The 14,120-nt window shown below is 71.4% G+C and carries 10 protein-coding genes; 8 read left to right on the plus strand and 2 right to left on the minus strand.

Features of this window, described 5'->3' with window-relative positions; all coding sequences use genetic code 11:
* Window positions 1–196 precede the first annotated feature (196 nt).
* The 3 genes from ACZ4VA_RS33875 to ACZ4VA_RS33885 all read left to right on the plus strand — a co-directional run bounded on the left by ACZ4VA_RS33875 (window position 197) and on the right by ACZ4VA_RS33885 (window position 3,340).
* Entirely contained in the window at window positions 197–1,141 is a 945-nt protein-coding gene (locus ACZ4VA_RS33875) for an ATP-binding cassette domain-containing protein (protein WP_389391907.1), read from the plus strand.
* A complete protein-coding gene (locus ACZ4VA_RS33880; protein ID WP_452922692.1) occupies window positions 1,138–1,899 on the plus strand; it encodes an ABC transporter permease in 762 nt (253 codons plus the stop codon). Before ACZ4VA_RS33875 ends, ACZ4VA_RS33880 begins: the two co-directional genes overlap by 4 nt.
* Window positions 1,900–2,107: 208 nt before the next feature.
* A complete protein-coding gene (locus ACZ4VA_RS33885) occupies window positions 2,108–3,340 on the plus strand; it encodes a cytochrome P450 family protein (RefSeq protein ID WP_389391905.1) in 1,233 nt (410 codons plus the stop codon).
* Window positions 3,341–3,417: 77 nt separating this feature from the next.
* Here the strand turns inward: ACZ4VA_RS33885 and ACZ4VA_RS33890 are convergent, their stop codons facing one another.
* Window positions 3,418–4,797: an aminotransferase-like domain-containing protein gene (locus ACZ4VA_RS33890; protein ID WP_468083798.1), complete on the minus strand. Its 1,380-nt coding sequence runs from the start codon at window positions 4,795–4,797 to the stop codon at window positions 3,418–3,420.
* An 887-nt stretch (window positions 4,798–5,684) separates the two neighbouring features.
* On the opposite strand from ACZ4VA_RS33890, the gene ACZ4VA_RS33895 reads away from it, so the two are divergent.
* A complete protein-coding gene (locus ACZ4VA_RS33895) occupies window positions 5,685–6,611 on the plus strand; it encodes a phytanoyl-CoA dioxygenase family protein (RefSeq protein ID WP_355782498.1) in 927 nt (308 codons plus the stop codon).
* A 485-nt stretch (window positions 6,612–7,096) separates the two neighbouring features.
* On the opposite strand, the gene ACZ4VA_RS33900 is transcribed toward ACZ4VA_RS33895, so the two are convergent.
* The gene (locus ACZ4VA_RS33900) at window positions 7,097–7,933 is read right to left on the minus strand and encodes a putative nonproteinogenic amino acid hydroxylase (protein WP_355782500.1); all 837 of its coding nucleotides are present in this window, start codon (window positions 7,931–7,933) and stop codon (window positions 7,097–7,099) included.
* Between the two features lie 688 nt (window positions 7,934–8,621).
* Here ACZ4VA_RS33900 and ACZ4VA_RS33905 point away from each other — a divergent pair.
* From ACZ4VA_RS33905 to ACZ4VA_RS33920, 4 genes are read left to right on the plus strand one after another with little or no spacing between them, the layout of a single operon-like run.
* Window positions 8,622–8,939: an acyl carrier protein gene (locus ACZ4VA_RS33905; RefSeq protein ID WP_356169019.1), complete on the plus strand. Its 318-nt coding sequence runs from the start codon at window positions 8,622–8,624 to the stop codon at window positions 8,937–8,939.
* The gene (locus tag ACZ4VA_RS33910) at window positions 8,936–10,192 is read left to right on the plus strand and encodes a cytochrome P450 (protein WP_356169016.1); all 1,257 of its coding nucleotides are present in this window, start codon (window positions 8,936–8,938) and stop codon (window positions 10,190–10,192) included. The genes ACZ4VA_RS33905 and ACZ4VA_RS33910 overlap by 4 nt, the downstream gene beginning before the upstream one ends.
* A complete protein-coding gene (locus ACZ4VA_RS33915; RefSeq protein WP_468083801.1) occupies window positions 10,189–10,926 on the plus strand; it encodes a thioesterase II family protein in 738 nt (245 codons plus the stop codon). Before ACZ4VA_RS33910 ends, ACZ4VA_RS33915 begins: the two co-directional genes overlap by 4 nt.
* Before the next feature lie 56 nt (window positions 10,927–10,982).
* Window positions 10,983–14,102, plus strand: a complete 3,120-nt coding sequence (locus tag ACZ4VA_RS33920) for a type I polyketide synthase (protein ID WP_468083803.1) — start codon at window positions 10,983–10,985, stop codon at window positions 14,100–14,102.
* Window positions 14,103–14,120 lie beyond the last annotated feature (18 nt).

Here is a 14,120-nt window from a genome sequence, read left to right on the forward strand (position 1 = left end):
GGCGTCCGCACACGCGGACGCCCCTGAGCCGCGTCCCCGCCCCGTCCTCCTCGCCCGGCCGCCGCGTGCGCCCGCGCGGCGTGCGACGCGTGCGCCGGTCCTGCCGCCGGGCCGGGGCGGGGGACATCGAGAGGAACTCGAGCGCCGTGTCACGGCCGTGGCAGGCCCGTGTCAGCACCCCCGGGACAGTTGCGGCATGAAGAGTTCCGCGATCGCAGTTTCCGGGCTACGCAAGGCATACGGCGACAACGTCGTCCTCGACGGCATCGACTTCGACGTCGCCGCCGGATCGGTGTTCTCCCTCCTGGGCCCCAACGGGGCCGGCAAGACGACGACCGTGAACGTGCTCACCACCCTGCTGACGGCCGACGCCGGCACCGTGCACGTCGCCGGCCACGACGTGGCCGCCGCCACCAAGGAGGTCCGCGCGGCCATCGGCGTGACCGGCCAGTTCGCCGCCGTGGACGACCTGCTCTCAGGCCGCGAGAACCTGCAGCTGATGGCGGACCTCAAGCGCGTGCGCTCCGGCGACCAGGTCGTCACGCGCCTGCTGGACCGCTTCGACCTGGGGGAGTCCGCGGACAAACTCGCCTCGACCTACTCCGGCGGCATGCGCCGCAAGCTGGACCTGGCGATGACCCTGGTCGGCAACCCGCAGATCATCTTCCTGGACGAGCCCACCACCGGCCTGGACCCCCGCAGCCGCCGCACCATGTGGGCCATCGTCCGCGAACTGGTCGCCGACGGCACCACCATCTTCCTCACCACCCAGTACCTGGAGGAAGCCGACCAGCTCGCCGACCGCATCGCGGTCCTCAACCAGGGCCGCCTCGTCGCCCAGGGCACCGCCGACGAACTCAAGCGCCAGATCCCCGGCACCCACGTCAAGCTCCGCTTCGCCGACACCTTCGACCTCGACGCGGCCGCCCGCATCTTCGCCGACTCCACCCGCAACGACGAGGAACTCACCCTGCGGGTGCCCAGCGACGGCGAGTCCAGGTCGCTGCGCGCCCTGCTGGACCGGCTCGACGCCCACACCCTCAACGCCCAGGAATTCTCCGTGCACACACCCGACCTCGACGACGTCTTCCTCGCCCTGACCGAGCACACCACCAAGGACAAGGAGGCGATCGCGCGATGAGCACCGCCTCGACCGCCCTGGCCGACTCGGCCATCATGCTGCGCCGCAACGTCAAGCACACGCTGCGCAACCCCACCACCGTCTTCAACGCGGTCCTCTTCCCGATCGTCATCATGCTGATGTTCGTGAAGGTGTTTGGCGGCGCCTTCAGCGTCGGCGAGGACTACATCGACTACGCCACCCCGGGCCTGCTCGTGATGGCCGTCAGCTACGGCCTGGGCGCCACCGCCACGGCCGTCAACGACGACATGACCAAGGGCATCATCAACCGGTTCAAGACCATGGACGTCTCCCGCGGCGCCATGCTCACCGGCCACGTCGTCGTCACCACGGTCCGCTGCCTGGTGGCCTGCGCCGCCATCGTCGCGGTCGCCTTCGCGATGGGCTTCGACCCGGCCGCCGGCGCCCTGGACTGGCTCGGCGTGCTGGGCCTGTTCGTCCTGCTCGCCGTCGGCGCCAGCTGGCTCACCGTCGCCATGGGCCTGGCCGCCAAGACCACCGAGTCCGCGGGCCTGGCCACCGTGCCGCTGATCATGCTGCCGTTCCTCAGCAGCGCGTTCGTACCCGCCGACACGATGGGCGCCGGGGTGAAGCAGTTCGCCCAGTACCAGCCCTTCACCCCGATCATCGAGACACTGCGCGGCCTGCTGGCCGGCCACCCCGACAGCGGCGACGCCATCGCCGCCGTCGCCTGGTGCCTGGCACTGGCCGTCCTGGGCTACGTGTGGGCGCTGTCCACCTTCAAAAAGCGCGCCTGAGCCAAACCGCCCGACCCCAGCCCCGCCGCGTCCCCCTGATGCCGGCCGCCTCGGCGCCCACCGCCGGGGCGCAGCCACGCCCACCCCCCGAAGGCCCAAGTCCCGGCCCCGGCACGGCTGCCGCCGGGGCGGGACCGGGCCGAGCAGCACCCGCGACGTGTGAGACCCCCCTGTTTCGACGAGGACGCCCTGTTAAGGAGACGCGACCATGGCCGAGCCGATCGTGAGCCTGACGAACCCCGAGTTCACGGACGACCCCATCGGCGCCTACGGGCGCCTGCGCGAGAGCGCCCCGCTCGTGCGCATCGGGTTCCCCGGCGGACCACCGGTCTGGCTGATCACCCGCAACGAAGACGTCAAGGCCGCGCTCGGCGACCCGCGGCTGGTCGTCGACTACAGCAACGTCCCCGGCCACCAAGGACCCAGCGTCGCCGACCAGATGGTCGCCGCCCTCGACCTGCCCGAGGAGTTCCGGCCCTACGTCGCGGCCAACATGATGCTCCTGGACGGCAAGGAACACGCCCGCCAGCGCCGCCTGGTGACCCCCGCCTTCACCGTCCGCCGCATCAACACCCTGCGCCCCCGCATCGAGGAGATCTCCGCCCAGCTCCTGGACGACCTGGCCGCCAAGGGCTCCGGAGACCTCATCGAGGACTACTCCTCACCCCTGACCGGAACCGTCATCTGCGAACTCATCGGCATCGACGAGGCCGACCAGCCACAGGTCCGCAAGTGGATGAACGAGTACACCGACCCCGACGGCGACCTGGCGACCAGCGCCCGCAAGATGGTCGACTACGTCAAGGAACTCATCCAGCGGCGCCGCGCCCAGCCCACCGACGACATGATCTCCACCCTCGTGCAGAGCACCGGCGAGGACGGCGACCGGCTCAGCGAAACCGAGATCATCTCCATGGTGCTCCTCGTGGTCAACAACGGACACCACTCCACCTCCCACTTCATCCCCAACGCGGTCCTCGCCCTCTTCGACAACCCCGACCAGCTCGCCCTGCTGCGCGCCCGGCCCGACGCCCTGCCGCACGCCATCCACGAGCTGATGCGCGTCGCCAACCCCATCCCGACCGCCGGACCCCGCTACGCCACCGAGGACCTGGAGTTCGCCGGCTACTCCATCTGCAAGGGCGACGCTTTGACCGGCTCCTACCAGTCCGCCAACTACGACCCGCGCGTCTTCGACCAGCCCGAGCAGTGCGACGTCGAGCGCGAGCTCAAGCGCGGACAGGGCCACCTCGCCTACGGCGCCGGCCCGCACTACTGCCCCGGCGCGGCCCTGGCCCACCTCGAGGGCGAGATCGCCCTGAACCACCTGCTGATCCAGCGCGACAGCCTCGAAGTCACCGTCAGCCGCAAGGCACTGCGCTACACCGAGGCCACCCCGGGCGGCGCCCGCCTGCTCAACGCGCTGCCCGTGCGCCTGTGACGACCCGCGCCACGGCATGAGGGCGGCCCCCGGACGCATCGCGTCCGGGGGCCGCCCTCATGCTCCGCGCCGTGCTGTCACAGGGGCTGCGGCTGCAACACCTGTGAGCGGCCGGCGGCGGGCGCCTCGGCCACCTGCTTGCCCCGCTGGTCCTGCACCAGCCGGCCCAGCCGCTCCACACCTGAGGCGATCTGCTCGGGGGTGAGCACGCTGAAGGAGAGCCGGGCCTGGTGGAAGCCTCCGCTGCCCCCGTAGAAGTGGTGCATCGGCGTCCACAGGACACCGAACTTCGACGCCGAGTACTCGAGCATGTCGTCGTCCGCCGGGAACGGCAGCGTCACGACGACGAACATCCCGCCCCGCGGCGTGTTCCACGAGACGCCCGGCACGGCGCCCGCCCGCGGCCCGAACACCGACGCCAGCCCGTCCAGCACGGCAGAAAGATTCCGCCGGTAGACCGCGGCCTCCCGGGCGGTGGCGCGTTTGAGACTGCATCCGTTCTCCAGGAGATACCCGCCGATGACCGCCTGCGCCACGGTCGAGGTGTTCAGCGTCACCATGCTCTTCAGCCGGGCGAGATGGTCCGCCAGCAGCACCGGATCCGCGGCCGAGGACGACGTCACCGGCTGGTCCGCGATGACATACCCGACGCGGGCGCCGGCGAACGCGGACTTCGCGAACGACCCCAGGTGGATCACCTGGTGCTCCTCGTCCAGGGACTTGAGCATCGGCAGCGGTGAACCACCCGCCGAGAAGAGGGAGTACGGGTTGTCCTCGATGACCAGGATCCGCTCCCGCCGCGCCAGGTCGAGCAGTGCGAGACGGTCCGCCAGCGACATGCTCGCCCCGCTGGGGTTGGCGAAGTCCGGCACCACGTAGCAGGCACGCGGGCGCAGTCCCTCCCGCCGTGCCGCCACGATCTGCCGCTCCAGATCCTGCAGATCGATGCCCCCCTCGCCCTCGCGGACACTGCGCAGCGGGGCGCCGGCCACCCGGGCCGCCCCGATGAACCCGACATAGTTCGGCGTCGCGGCCAGGATGACGTCGCGGGAGTCGCGCACGAGCGCCCGCAGCACCAGCACCATCGCCTCCTGGCAGCCGGTGGTCACCACGATGGACTCCGGGTTGACCGTCAGGCCCTCGTCGGTCTGCAACTGCCGCGCGATCAGCTCGTGAATGAACCCTTTGGTGCGCCCGTACTGGAAAAACGTGCGCCGCACCTGGTCCGCGGGAAGGCCTATCTCGTCCTGAAGGTAATTCCGGAACGTCGTGAGGTGGCGTGATAGGTTCTCGACGTCGTAAAAGCCCTCGAAGGGGCGCCCCGCCGAAAAAGACACCGCATCCGGATATCGTCCCGCGAGCTCGTTGAGCAGCGTCATGGATGTGAGTGCGGGATCGTCGACCGACTCGTGCAGGTCGGTGATGCTCAGCCGATTCGGCCCTGGGTGCATGGACATAGTCACGTCATCCTCATCCGCCGGACAACTCAATGGGTGAGCTGGTGTCGGCCTAGGGCAGTGCTCTGCGAGGGCTTTCGTGAGGCCACGGCCCGGACAGAGGCAGATCGGAGTCGGACGGCATTCGCGGCCGCGTCGAACAAGGCCCCGAAACCGGCGCTTCAACGCTGCCTGGTCGGGGCCCTCAATAATATATGCCCCGCCCCCGTACGGCGTGAAGTCCCCATCAGATGCAGCACGTTGACACACCCCGGCAGACAAAAAGCCGGGCGGCGGTGAACAATCACCCGCCGGCGCAAGAGTTCACGCGGCGGAAGAAAGAAAACCGCGGCGAAACCGCCGCGCCGACGGGCCCCGCCACGGGCCGGGGCGCACCGCGCATGCGGCACGTGCCGGGAGAGGGGCACCCGTCACTGTCCTGTCAGCAGGACAGTCACCTCACCTCACCGGTGCCCGGGCAAAGAGCTCCACGGCCCCGAGGGACGTTGACACCCTCCTGGCCGCCGGACACAGTTGGACTGTCGGCGGACAGAGTACGGGACCGCCGGGAAACGGCGAGCAGCCCCAACACCCGCCGCTGCGGGCCGGCGTGATCCGGCCCGACGGACCGCTGTGGGGCGCGAGCGCCGGCCGGCACACGCGGACGAGCCACTCACACCCCTGCCCGCTGCCCGCCGGCCGAACAACGGGGAACACCAGCCGCCCCACGTGGACGGCAGCGGCCGCGTCCGAGGCGACGCCGCCCCGACACCCCCCGGCTTTCGACCACCTCCACCCCCACATGTCCGCGGCTGAACTCCAGGAGCTGGCAGATGGTACGCCGTGGCGGCTCCACGACCTCCTTCCGCGCGGCAAGCGGTACCTGACACCTGACAAGGAGTTGACACATGACCTCACTTGGCGAGGGCGTTCTGGAGAAGGCTGCGGCGGAATACGCCGAGCAGGGCTTCTCCATCATCCGCAACGTCGTGCCCAAGGACCTCCTGGAGGAGGTCCACGCCCACGTTGACTGGCTCACCCGCAAGTACCCGGACCTGCGTCCCGAGCACTTCCACCACCCGCTGATCCGCAACGACGCCTTCTGGGCGCGCCTGGTCTCCGACCGCCGGCTGGTGGACATCGCGGAGTTCTTCCTCGGCCCCGACCTGGCCTGCTTCACCGCCCACTACATCTGCAAGCCCCCCTACGACGGGCAGCCCGTGCTGTGGCACCAGGACGGCGCGTACTGGACGCTCAGTCCCATGGAGGCGCTGACGGTGTGGCTGGCCGTCGACGAGAGCACCACGGAGAACGGCTGCCTGCGGATGATCCCCGGCAGCCACGAACTGCCGCTGCACAAGCCCTCCTCCCGCACGGACACGGACAACATGCTGTTCTCCGCATCCGACGAGGACCTGGTGCGCGAGTGGGTGGAAAAGCGCGGTGTCGTGGACATCGAGCTGCAGCCCGGCGACGTGTCCATCCACCACCCCCACCTGCTGCACTACTCGGAGGCCAACACCTCCGCCAAGCGCCGCTGCGGTCTCGACATGGGCTACATCTCCACGAGGACCCGCATCCACAGCAACGGCATCTACCTCGACCCGCTGCTGGTGCGCGGCAGTGACAGCAGCGGCCTCAACAGCTACCGCCCCTTCCCCGACGTCCAGGAGGGCGAGACGATCCCCTTCGCCGGCCAGGACGGCTGGGGCGAGAAGATCGCCTCACTCAACGCGGCACTGCCCCCGCGCTCGCGTGAGCTTCCCGACGAGAGCCCCATCGAGACGACCCGGCACATGATCCAGCGTCTGCGTGAGGGCACCACCAAGGGCTGACCCCCAGCCCACGACCGGCCGATGGCACGCCGCAACGCAGCGGCGTGCCATCCGTCGATCCCGGCCCACCCCGGCGGACCCAGTCCGACAGGGCGAATGCGTGAACTAGTGCTATTCCAGGGTGAGTTGACCACCTGGGTGCCCCGTTACGCGGGCGGCAGTGGGCATGCCGATACGGCCGGCCGGGGCACGGCCGGCCGGGGGAGTGGCGTGGAGACATGCCAAGGCAGCGCCCGGCCCCGGGGCTGCGTCCCGGTGCGTGAAGCACACGGGCCTCAGCCGGAGCGAAGGCACTGCCGAACATGACACCAGAACCCGTCAACACGGCCCGGACGCAAGGACGTTCACCTGCCGGGCCCGGCTCGGGCGGCGACGCCGGATGAAGGCGAGGAGGTCACCCATGTGAGGTGACTTCCGGGTGGCGGCCGGCCGGGAGTGCGGGGCATGGCGCGGGCGCCCGCACCCGGCCGCCGCCGGGAGGTGCCTCACCAGACGAACGCCTCGCCGTCGCCGCGCTTCTCGATGCAGTAGGTGCGAAACGCCTGGGCCTTGGCGACCAGGTTTTCGTCGCCGCTGCGCCGGGCGGCCGCCACGTACCAGTCGAACGCCGCGGTGGCGTGCGCGCGCCGCTCGAAGTGGACTTCGGCGAAGCGGCGGAAGGCCGAGCGCATCGTCTCGGGGGTGAAGTCCTTGCCCGTGTCCAGGAGTTCCTCGAGCTCCGCCGCGCCGACCTCGGGCCGCTCGATGATGCGGACCGGCTCGGTGGCGGGAATGTCACCGCGGATCTCGATGGGCTCCTCGGCGTCGGAGAAGTCGAGGCAGACCGAGAGCCGGGCGGCCTTGGAGGTGCTGCGCGCCGAGTGCGGGTCGGTCGAGTGGATCTTCCACACCTCGCCGCGGCGGATGTGGTAGACGTATCCGTTCTCGGAATGGAGGGATTCCTCGCTGGTGCGCAGCGGGATCTGCACCCGGGTGCCGGGCTTGGCCCACTCCAGGAAGTCCACGTGCGGGGCGATGATCCCGTCCCGGAGACTGAAGATGCGCACCCACTGCAGCCGGTCCAGCGGGAAGTGCTTGGCCACCATGGACATGATGCCCGGCAGCTGCTTGCCCAGCTCGGTCAGGGCCAGGCTGCCCTCGTGGGGACGGAAAGCGGTGTCGGAATCGGCGCCGGTGCCGTTCGCCAGCACGTGGGACGACCACGACCCGAAGGTGAAGGTGTCGTATTCGCCGCCGTACTCGTGGCTGTCCACGATCGACAGCTCGGAATCCAGGTCGTACGAGTCGATGGGTAGCACCGCAAGCCGCTCGGACTTGAGCAAGGAAATCCCCTCCACACGTGATTGGTTGATGAACCCGGAAAGCTACTGGGGGTTCCTCCCGGCCGTCACCCTAAGTCGGCCTTCACGGCGCTGGCAACGAAAGACCGGCCCAACCGGAGCTGTTCACAAAGGAGTTGCCCGCCGGTATCGCGTATTCGCGTTCTAAACTCGGGCGCGAGGAACAGGCCGCGCCGCGTACGCGCCCGTACGGCCCGCCGCGCGGCCGCCCGAGGACCGCCCCCGTCCCGCCTCCGTACCGGCCTGGCGGGCAGGGAGCGGGGGCGGGTGTCCTGTCGGCGGGACAACCGGTGCCCGCCCGGGCGCTCGGCGCTGTCATCGCTTGCCCCCGGTTTCCCGGGCCATCTACGTTGGCGTCGCGATGGCTTCCCAGCGGCGCGCCCCCCGCGTGATCGATTCCGGGGCGGGGTGCGGACGACAGGAGCCGGCCGCCTTTTTGAAATGCGCAAAGGCGCCCGCCGTGTTCGACGCCGCCGGGAGACGGAGAACGGCACCCCCCCTTTTTTTTCGGGTACGGCACGAGCCGTCCGCAAGAAAGAAGAGGGAAACCTCCCGGCCGTCGAAACGATGCGTCACGTCGGCGCGACAGCGAAAAGAGGCGCCCCTCTCTTCGGGGCCGTGATGGCGTGGGCGGGCATTCCCGTTCGACAGAGGAAGGAAATGGCTGGCAATGGAATCGTCGCCGCAGGTGCTCCACCCGCGAGGTGGGCAGGACGAGACGTCACAGGAACGACAGGCCGCACCGTCACAGTCGCCGGCCCCGCTCGCGCAGGAGATCGCCGCCCTGTGGGGGGAGTACCTCGGCGGCCGTGAAGTGGGCCCCGACGACGACTTCTTCGCGCTCGGCGGCAACTCGCTGACCGGCATCAAGATCATCGACCGGGTGCTGCAGGACTACGGCGTCCAGCTGTCCGTGCGCGACTTCTACCTCGCCCAGACCCCGGCCCGGGTCAGCGAGCTGATCGAACAGGGGAGGGCGGCGGCGTGAGGCTGACGCCGGGTCCCCCGCGCGACGTCGACCTCGACACCCTCGACCTGTTCGACCTGGACCTGTACACCTCCGGTGACCCGCACCCGGTCTGGGACGTCATGCGCGAGCGGGCGCCGCTGCACCACCAAGTGCTGCCCGACGGGCGGGAGTTCTGGTCGGTGACCCGGCACGAGGACGTCTGCCGGGTGCTGGGCGACCACCGGGAGTTCACCTCCGAGCGCGGCACCGTGCCCACCCACCTCGGGCAGGACGACGTCGCGGCCGGGGTGCTGCTGACCTCCACCGACCCGCCCCGGCACACCGAGGTCCGCCGCCCGCTGGGCTCCAAGCTCACCGCCCGGGCGGTGAAGTCCTGGGAGGACTCCATCCGGCGCTCCATCGTCGGCTTCCTCCAGCCGGCGCTGGAGGGCGAGGTGTTCGACCTGGCCGAGCAGGCGCTGCTGCTGCCGGCGATCGTCACCGGACCGCTGCTGGGCATCCCGGAGAAGGACTGGGCCGAACTCGTCCAGCTGACCGCGATGGTGACCGCCCCCTCGGACCCCCACTTCCAGCAGGGCAGCGAGGCCGCCACGCTGGCCATCTCCCACCACGAGCTCGTCACCTACGTCAAGGACTGGGTCAAGGAGCGGCGCCGCAGCGGGAACCAGGACGACGACGGCAGCCTGCTCAACCACCTGATGAGCGTGCGGCCCGGCGGGGCGGCCCTGTCGGACGAGGAGATCGCCCTCGACGGCTACAGCATCCTGCTGGGCGCCAACGTCACCACCCCGCACACCGTCTCGGGCACGGTCGAGGCACTCATCGAGCGGCCCGAGCAGTTCGACAAGGCGCAGGCCGACCCCACCCTGATCCCCAACCTGGTCGAGGAGGGGCTGCGCTGGACCTCCGGCGCCTGCAACTTCATGCGCTACGCCGTCGACGACGTGCAGATCGGCGGCGGCACCATCCCCGCCCGCGGCGCGGTCGTGGCCTGGATCGGCTCCGCCAACCGCGACGCCGCCCAGTTCCCCGACCCGCACCGCTTCGACATCACCCGCCCCAACGCCAAACGACACGTCGCGTTCGGGTTCGGCCCGCACTTCTGCATCGGGGCGCCGCTGGCCCGGCTGACCTTGCGGATCTTCTTCGAGGAACTCCTCGAGCGCACCGCCTCGATCGAGCTCGCCGGCGAACCGCAGCACCTGCGGTCGTACTTCATCGCCGGGATGACCCACCTCCCCGTCCTCGCGCAGAAACGGCCCACGCCATGACCAGCGCCCCCGCCGCCACCCTCTCGCCCTGGTTCGTGCGCCCGCCCTCCGCCGACCCCCTCGCGCGGATCTTCTGCTTCCCCTTCTCCGGCTCCGGAGCCTCGGCGTTCAGCGCCTGGCCGGCCACCCTCGACGACGTCGAGATCTGCCCGGTGCAGTTCCCCGGCCGCGAGAACCGGCTCGGTCACCCCCACTACGGCACCTACGAGAACCTCGCCACCGACCTGGTGGAAGCCCTCACCCCGCTGCTGGACCGCCCCTTCGCGTTCTTCGCGCACTGCGCCGGCGCGCTGCCCGCCTACGAGAGCGTCCTGGCGCTCGCCGAACGCGGCCTGCCCACCCCGGAGTGCCTGATCGTGTCCGGCCAGATGGCCCCGCACGACGCCGCCGGCGACCGCATGCTGGCGATGAGCGAGAGCGAACTGCGCGCCGAGGTCGAGGCGTTCGTACGCAGCCGGGGCATCGAACCGCGCCCCGACATGATCGCGATGGGACTGATGGTGCTGCTGCGCGACCACGCCGCCGCGGCCGCCTACCGGCGCGTGGAAGCGGTGAAGGTGCCCTGCCCCGTCGTCGTCGTGCACTGGCGCCACGACACCGACGTGAGCCTGGCCGGCCTGCAGGGCTGGCGCCGCTACGCGGACTCCGTCGAGTTCCGGGTGGTGGACGGCGGCCACTACGACTTCATGGACGCACCGCACGAGCTGCGAAAGCTGCTGACCCGTTGGCTGTGAGCGCGAGGCGACGCGCCGGCAGCAGCCCAGGACCAAGGCAAGGGGAAGGACAAGCTATGAGCGGCCAAGCCGCCGGCATCGCCGTCATCGGGATGTCGTGCCGCTTTCCCGACGTGCACAGCCCGGCCGAGTTCTGGCAGCTGCTCGTCGAGGGGAAGTCCACCATCGGCACGTTCCCGCCCCAGCGGGCGGCCGACGCGCACACCCGCCACCTGTCCCACCCGGACGCGGCCACCCTGGACGCGGGCTCCTTCCTGGACCGCGTCGACACCTTCGACGCCGGCTTCTTCGACATCGCGCCCGCCGAGGCCGCCGCCATGGACCCGGTGCAGCGCCTGGGACTCGAACTGGCCTGGGAGGCCGTCGAGGACGCCGGCATGCCCGCGGGCGCCCTCGCGGGCCGCGACATCGACGTCGTGGTCGGCGCCGCCCCTTCCGGGTACGACCTGCTGCGCAGGCACTCCGGCAGCGACCGCGACGACCACTACGCGGCGCTCGGCTCCAGCGGCGCACTGATCGCCAACCGGATCTCCCACCTCTTCGACGCCCGCGGGATGAGCCTGTGCGCGGACTCCGGCCAGTCCTCCTCGCTGGTGTCGCTGGCATTGACGTGCGAACGCATCCACTCCGGCGCCGTCGACCTGGCGATCGCCGGCGGCGTGCACCTGATCACCGACCCCGAGACCGGCGCGGGCCTGGCCAACCTGGGCGCCCTGTCGCCCGAGGGGAACTGCTTCCCCTTCGACGAGCGCGCCAACGGCTTCGTACGCGGCGAGGGCGGCGCGTTCGTCGTCCTCAAACACCTCGACCAGGCGCTCGCCGACGGCGACCACGTCTACGCCGTCATCCGCGGCTGGGGCGTGGCCGGCGCCGGCGCCACCTCCCGGATGCCCGACCCCAGCCCCACCGGACAGGCCGCGGCCGTCCGCGCGGCCCTCACCCGCGCCGGCCTGGACCTCACGGACATCGACTACGTCGAGACCCACGGCACCGGCACCCGCCTGGGCGATCCGGCCGAGGCGTCGGGCCTGCGCCAGGCCGGCGCCGGCGCCGGCCGCGAGCGGCCCCTGGTGCTCGGCGCGGTCAAAGCCAACGTCGGCCACCTGGAACCGGCCGCGGGCATCGTCGGCTTCGTCAAGGCCGCCCTGTGCGTGGAACGCGGCCGGCTCCCGGCCCAGCCCGGCTTCGGCACCCCCAACCCCGCCATCGCCGATTTCGACCGCGACTTCGAGGTGCTGCGCGCCCCAAGAACCTGGCCCGGCACACCGCAGCGGCCGCGCCGCGCCGGCGTCTCCTCCATCGGCATGGGCGGCACCAACGCCCACCTCGTCCTCGAACAGGCCCCCCACCCCCCGGCCCCGTCGCGGCAGCCGGAACCGGAACCGGCAGCCGCGGACGCGGCCGCGGCCGCGGACGTGGACGCGACGGTGCCGTGGGTGCTGTCCGCGCACGGCGAGCAGGCCCTGCGCGCCCAGGCGGCCCGGCTGCGGGACCAGCTCGCCGGCACGCCCTGGCAGGCCGCCGACGTGGGCCACGCGCTGGCCGCGACCCGGACCGCGTTCACCCACCGCGCGGTCCTGCTCACCACCGGCCGCACGGACGCGCTCGCCGGCCTCGACGACCTGGCCGCGGGCACCGCCCCGGCCCGCGGAGCCCGCGGCGTCAGCAGCGGCGAGACGGGCCCGGTCGTCTTCGTCTTCCCCGGCCAGGGCTCGCAGTGGCCGGCCATGGGACGGCAGCTGTACGCGCAGAGCGAGGTCTTCGCACGCGCCGTCGACGACTGCGCCAAGGCCCTGGCGCCCTGGGTGGACTGGTCCCTGGTGGACGTCGTCACCGGGGCGCCCGGCGCCGCGTCACTGGAGCGGGTGGACGTCATCCAGCCCGCACTGTTCGCGATGATGGTGTCGCTGGCCCGGCTGTGGCGCTCGCTGGGCGTGGTCCCCGACGCGGTGGTGGGCCACTCCCAAGGGGAGATCGCCGCGGCCTGCGTGTCCGGCGCCCTGTCCCTGCCCGACGCCGCGCAGATCGTCGCCCGGCGCAGCCAGTGCCTGTCCGAACTGGCCGGCCTGGGCGGCATGAGCGCGGTCGCCGCCCCCGCCGACTGGGTGACACAGCGGCTGCGGCACTGGCCCGGGCGGCTGTCGGTGGCCGCCGTCAACGGCCCCCAGTCGGTGGTGATCTCCGGCGACGACGAGGCCCTGGAGCAGTTCGCGAAGGCCGCCGCCGACGACCAGGTGCGGGTACGCCGCATCAAGGTGGACTACGCCTCCCACTCCCACCACGTCGAACGCATCCAAGCCCAGGTCCTCGAAGCCGCGGCGGGGGTGAGCCCGCGCTCCTCGACGGTGGCGTTCCACTCCACCGTCACCGGGCAGCTCCTGGACACCCGCACCCTGGACGGCGCGTACTGGTACGACAACCTGCGCTCCCCGGTGCGCTTCGCCGACGTCGTCGACGACCTGATGCGCACCCGCCCCGGCGTGTTCGTGGAGGTCAGCCCGCACCCCGTGCTCCAGGTCGCGATGGAGGAAAGAGCCGACACCCTGGCGGCGCCGCCCCTGGTGGTGGGCACCCTGAGCAAACACGACGGCAGCCTCGGCAAGGTCTGGGGCGCGCTGGCCCAGCTGTATGTGCGCGGGGTGCCCGCCGACTGGACGGCCCTCTTCGCCGCCGCCCGGCCGCGCCGCATCACCCTGCCGACCTACCCCTTCCAGCGGCAGCGGTACTGGCTCAGCGCCCCCACCGGCCCCGCGGACGACCCCGCCGGCCCCACCCCGCACAACGCGGCGGCCGGCCTGGACTCACCCGCGGACGCGCTGGCCCTGGTGAGCGCCGAGACGGCGACGCTGCTCACCGCCAAGGGCGTCCAGGCCAGCGGCCCCGCCCTGCAGGCGCGGGCGGACGAGACGTTCAAGACGCTGGGCTTCGACTCCGCGACCGCCGTCGAGCTGCGCAACCGGCTGCACGCGCTCACCGGCGTCCGCCTGCCCGCCACCGTCGCCTTCACCTACCCCACCCCCCGCCGCCTCGCCCAGCGCCTGCTCGACCTCCTGCACCCGGCGGTGCCCGACACCCCGGCCACCACCACGCCCGGCAAAGACGCCGAGCACAGGGACGAGGCCGCCGCGCACAGCGACGACGACCTCTACGCCCTGATCGAGCGCGGATACGTGTAGCCCAGTTCGTTTTTCACA

The organism is Streptomyces sp. NPDC028308 (assembly GCF_055565855.1).

Coding starts and splice junctions, on each gene's coding strand:
- ACZ4VA_RS33875 (WP_389391907.1), top strand. CDS start 197: ATGAAGAGTTCCGCGATCGCAGTTTCCGGGCTACGCAAGGCATACGGC.
- ACZ4VA_RS33880 (WP_452922692.1), top strand. CDS start 1,138: ATGAGCACCGCCTCGACCGCCCTGGCCGACTCGGCCATCATGCTGCGC.
- ACZ4VA_RS33885 (WP_389391905.1), top strand. CDS start 2,108: ATGGCCGAGCCGATCGTGAGCCTGACGAACCCCGAGTTCACGGACGAC.
- ACZ4VA_RS33890 (WP_468083798.1), bottom strand. CDS start 4,797: ATGTCCATGCACCCAGGGCCGAATCGGCTGAGCATCACCGACCTGCAC.
- ACZ4VA_RS33895 (WP_355782498.1), top strand. CDS start 5,685: ATGACCTCACTTGGCGAGGGCGTTCTGGAGAAGGCTGCGGCGGAATAC.
- ACZ4VA_RS33905 (WP_356169019.1), top strand. CDS start 8,622: ATGGAATCGTCGCCGCAGGTGCTCCACCCGCGAGGTGGGCAGGACGAG.
- ACZ4VA_RS33915 (WP_468083801.1), top strand. CDS start 10,189: ATGACCAGCGCCCCCGCCGCCACCCTCTCGCCCTGGTTCGTGCGCCCG.
- ACZ4VA_RS33920 (WP_468083803.1), top strand. CDS start 10,983: ATGAGCGGCCAAGCCGCCGGCATCGCCGTCATCGGGATGTCGTGCCGC.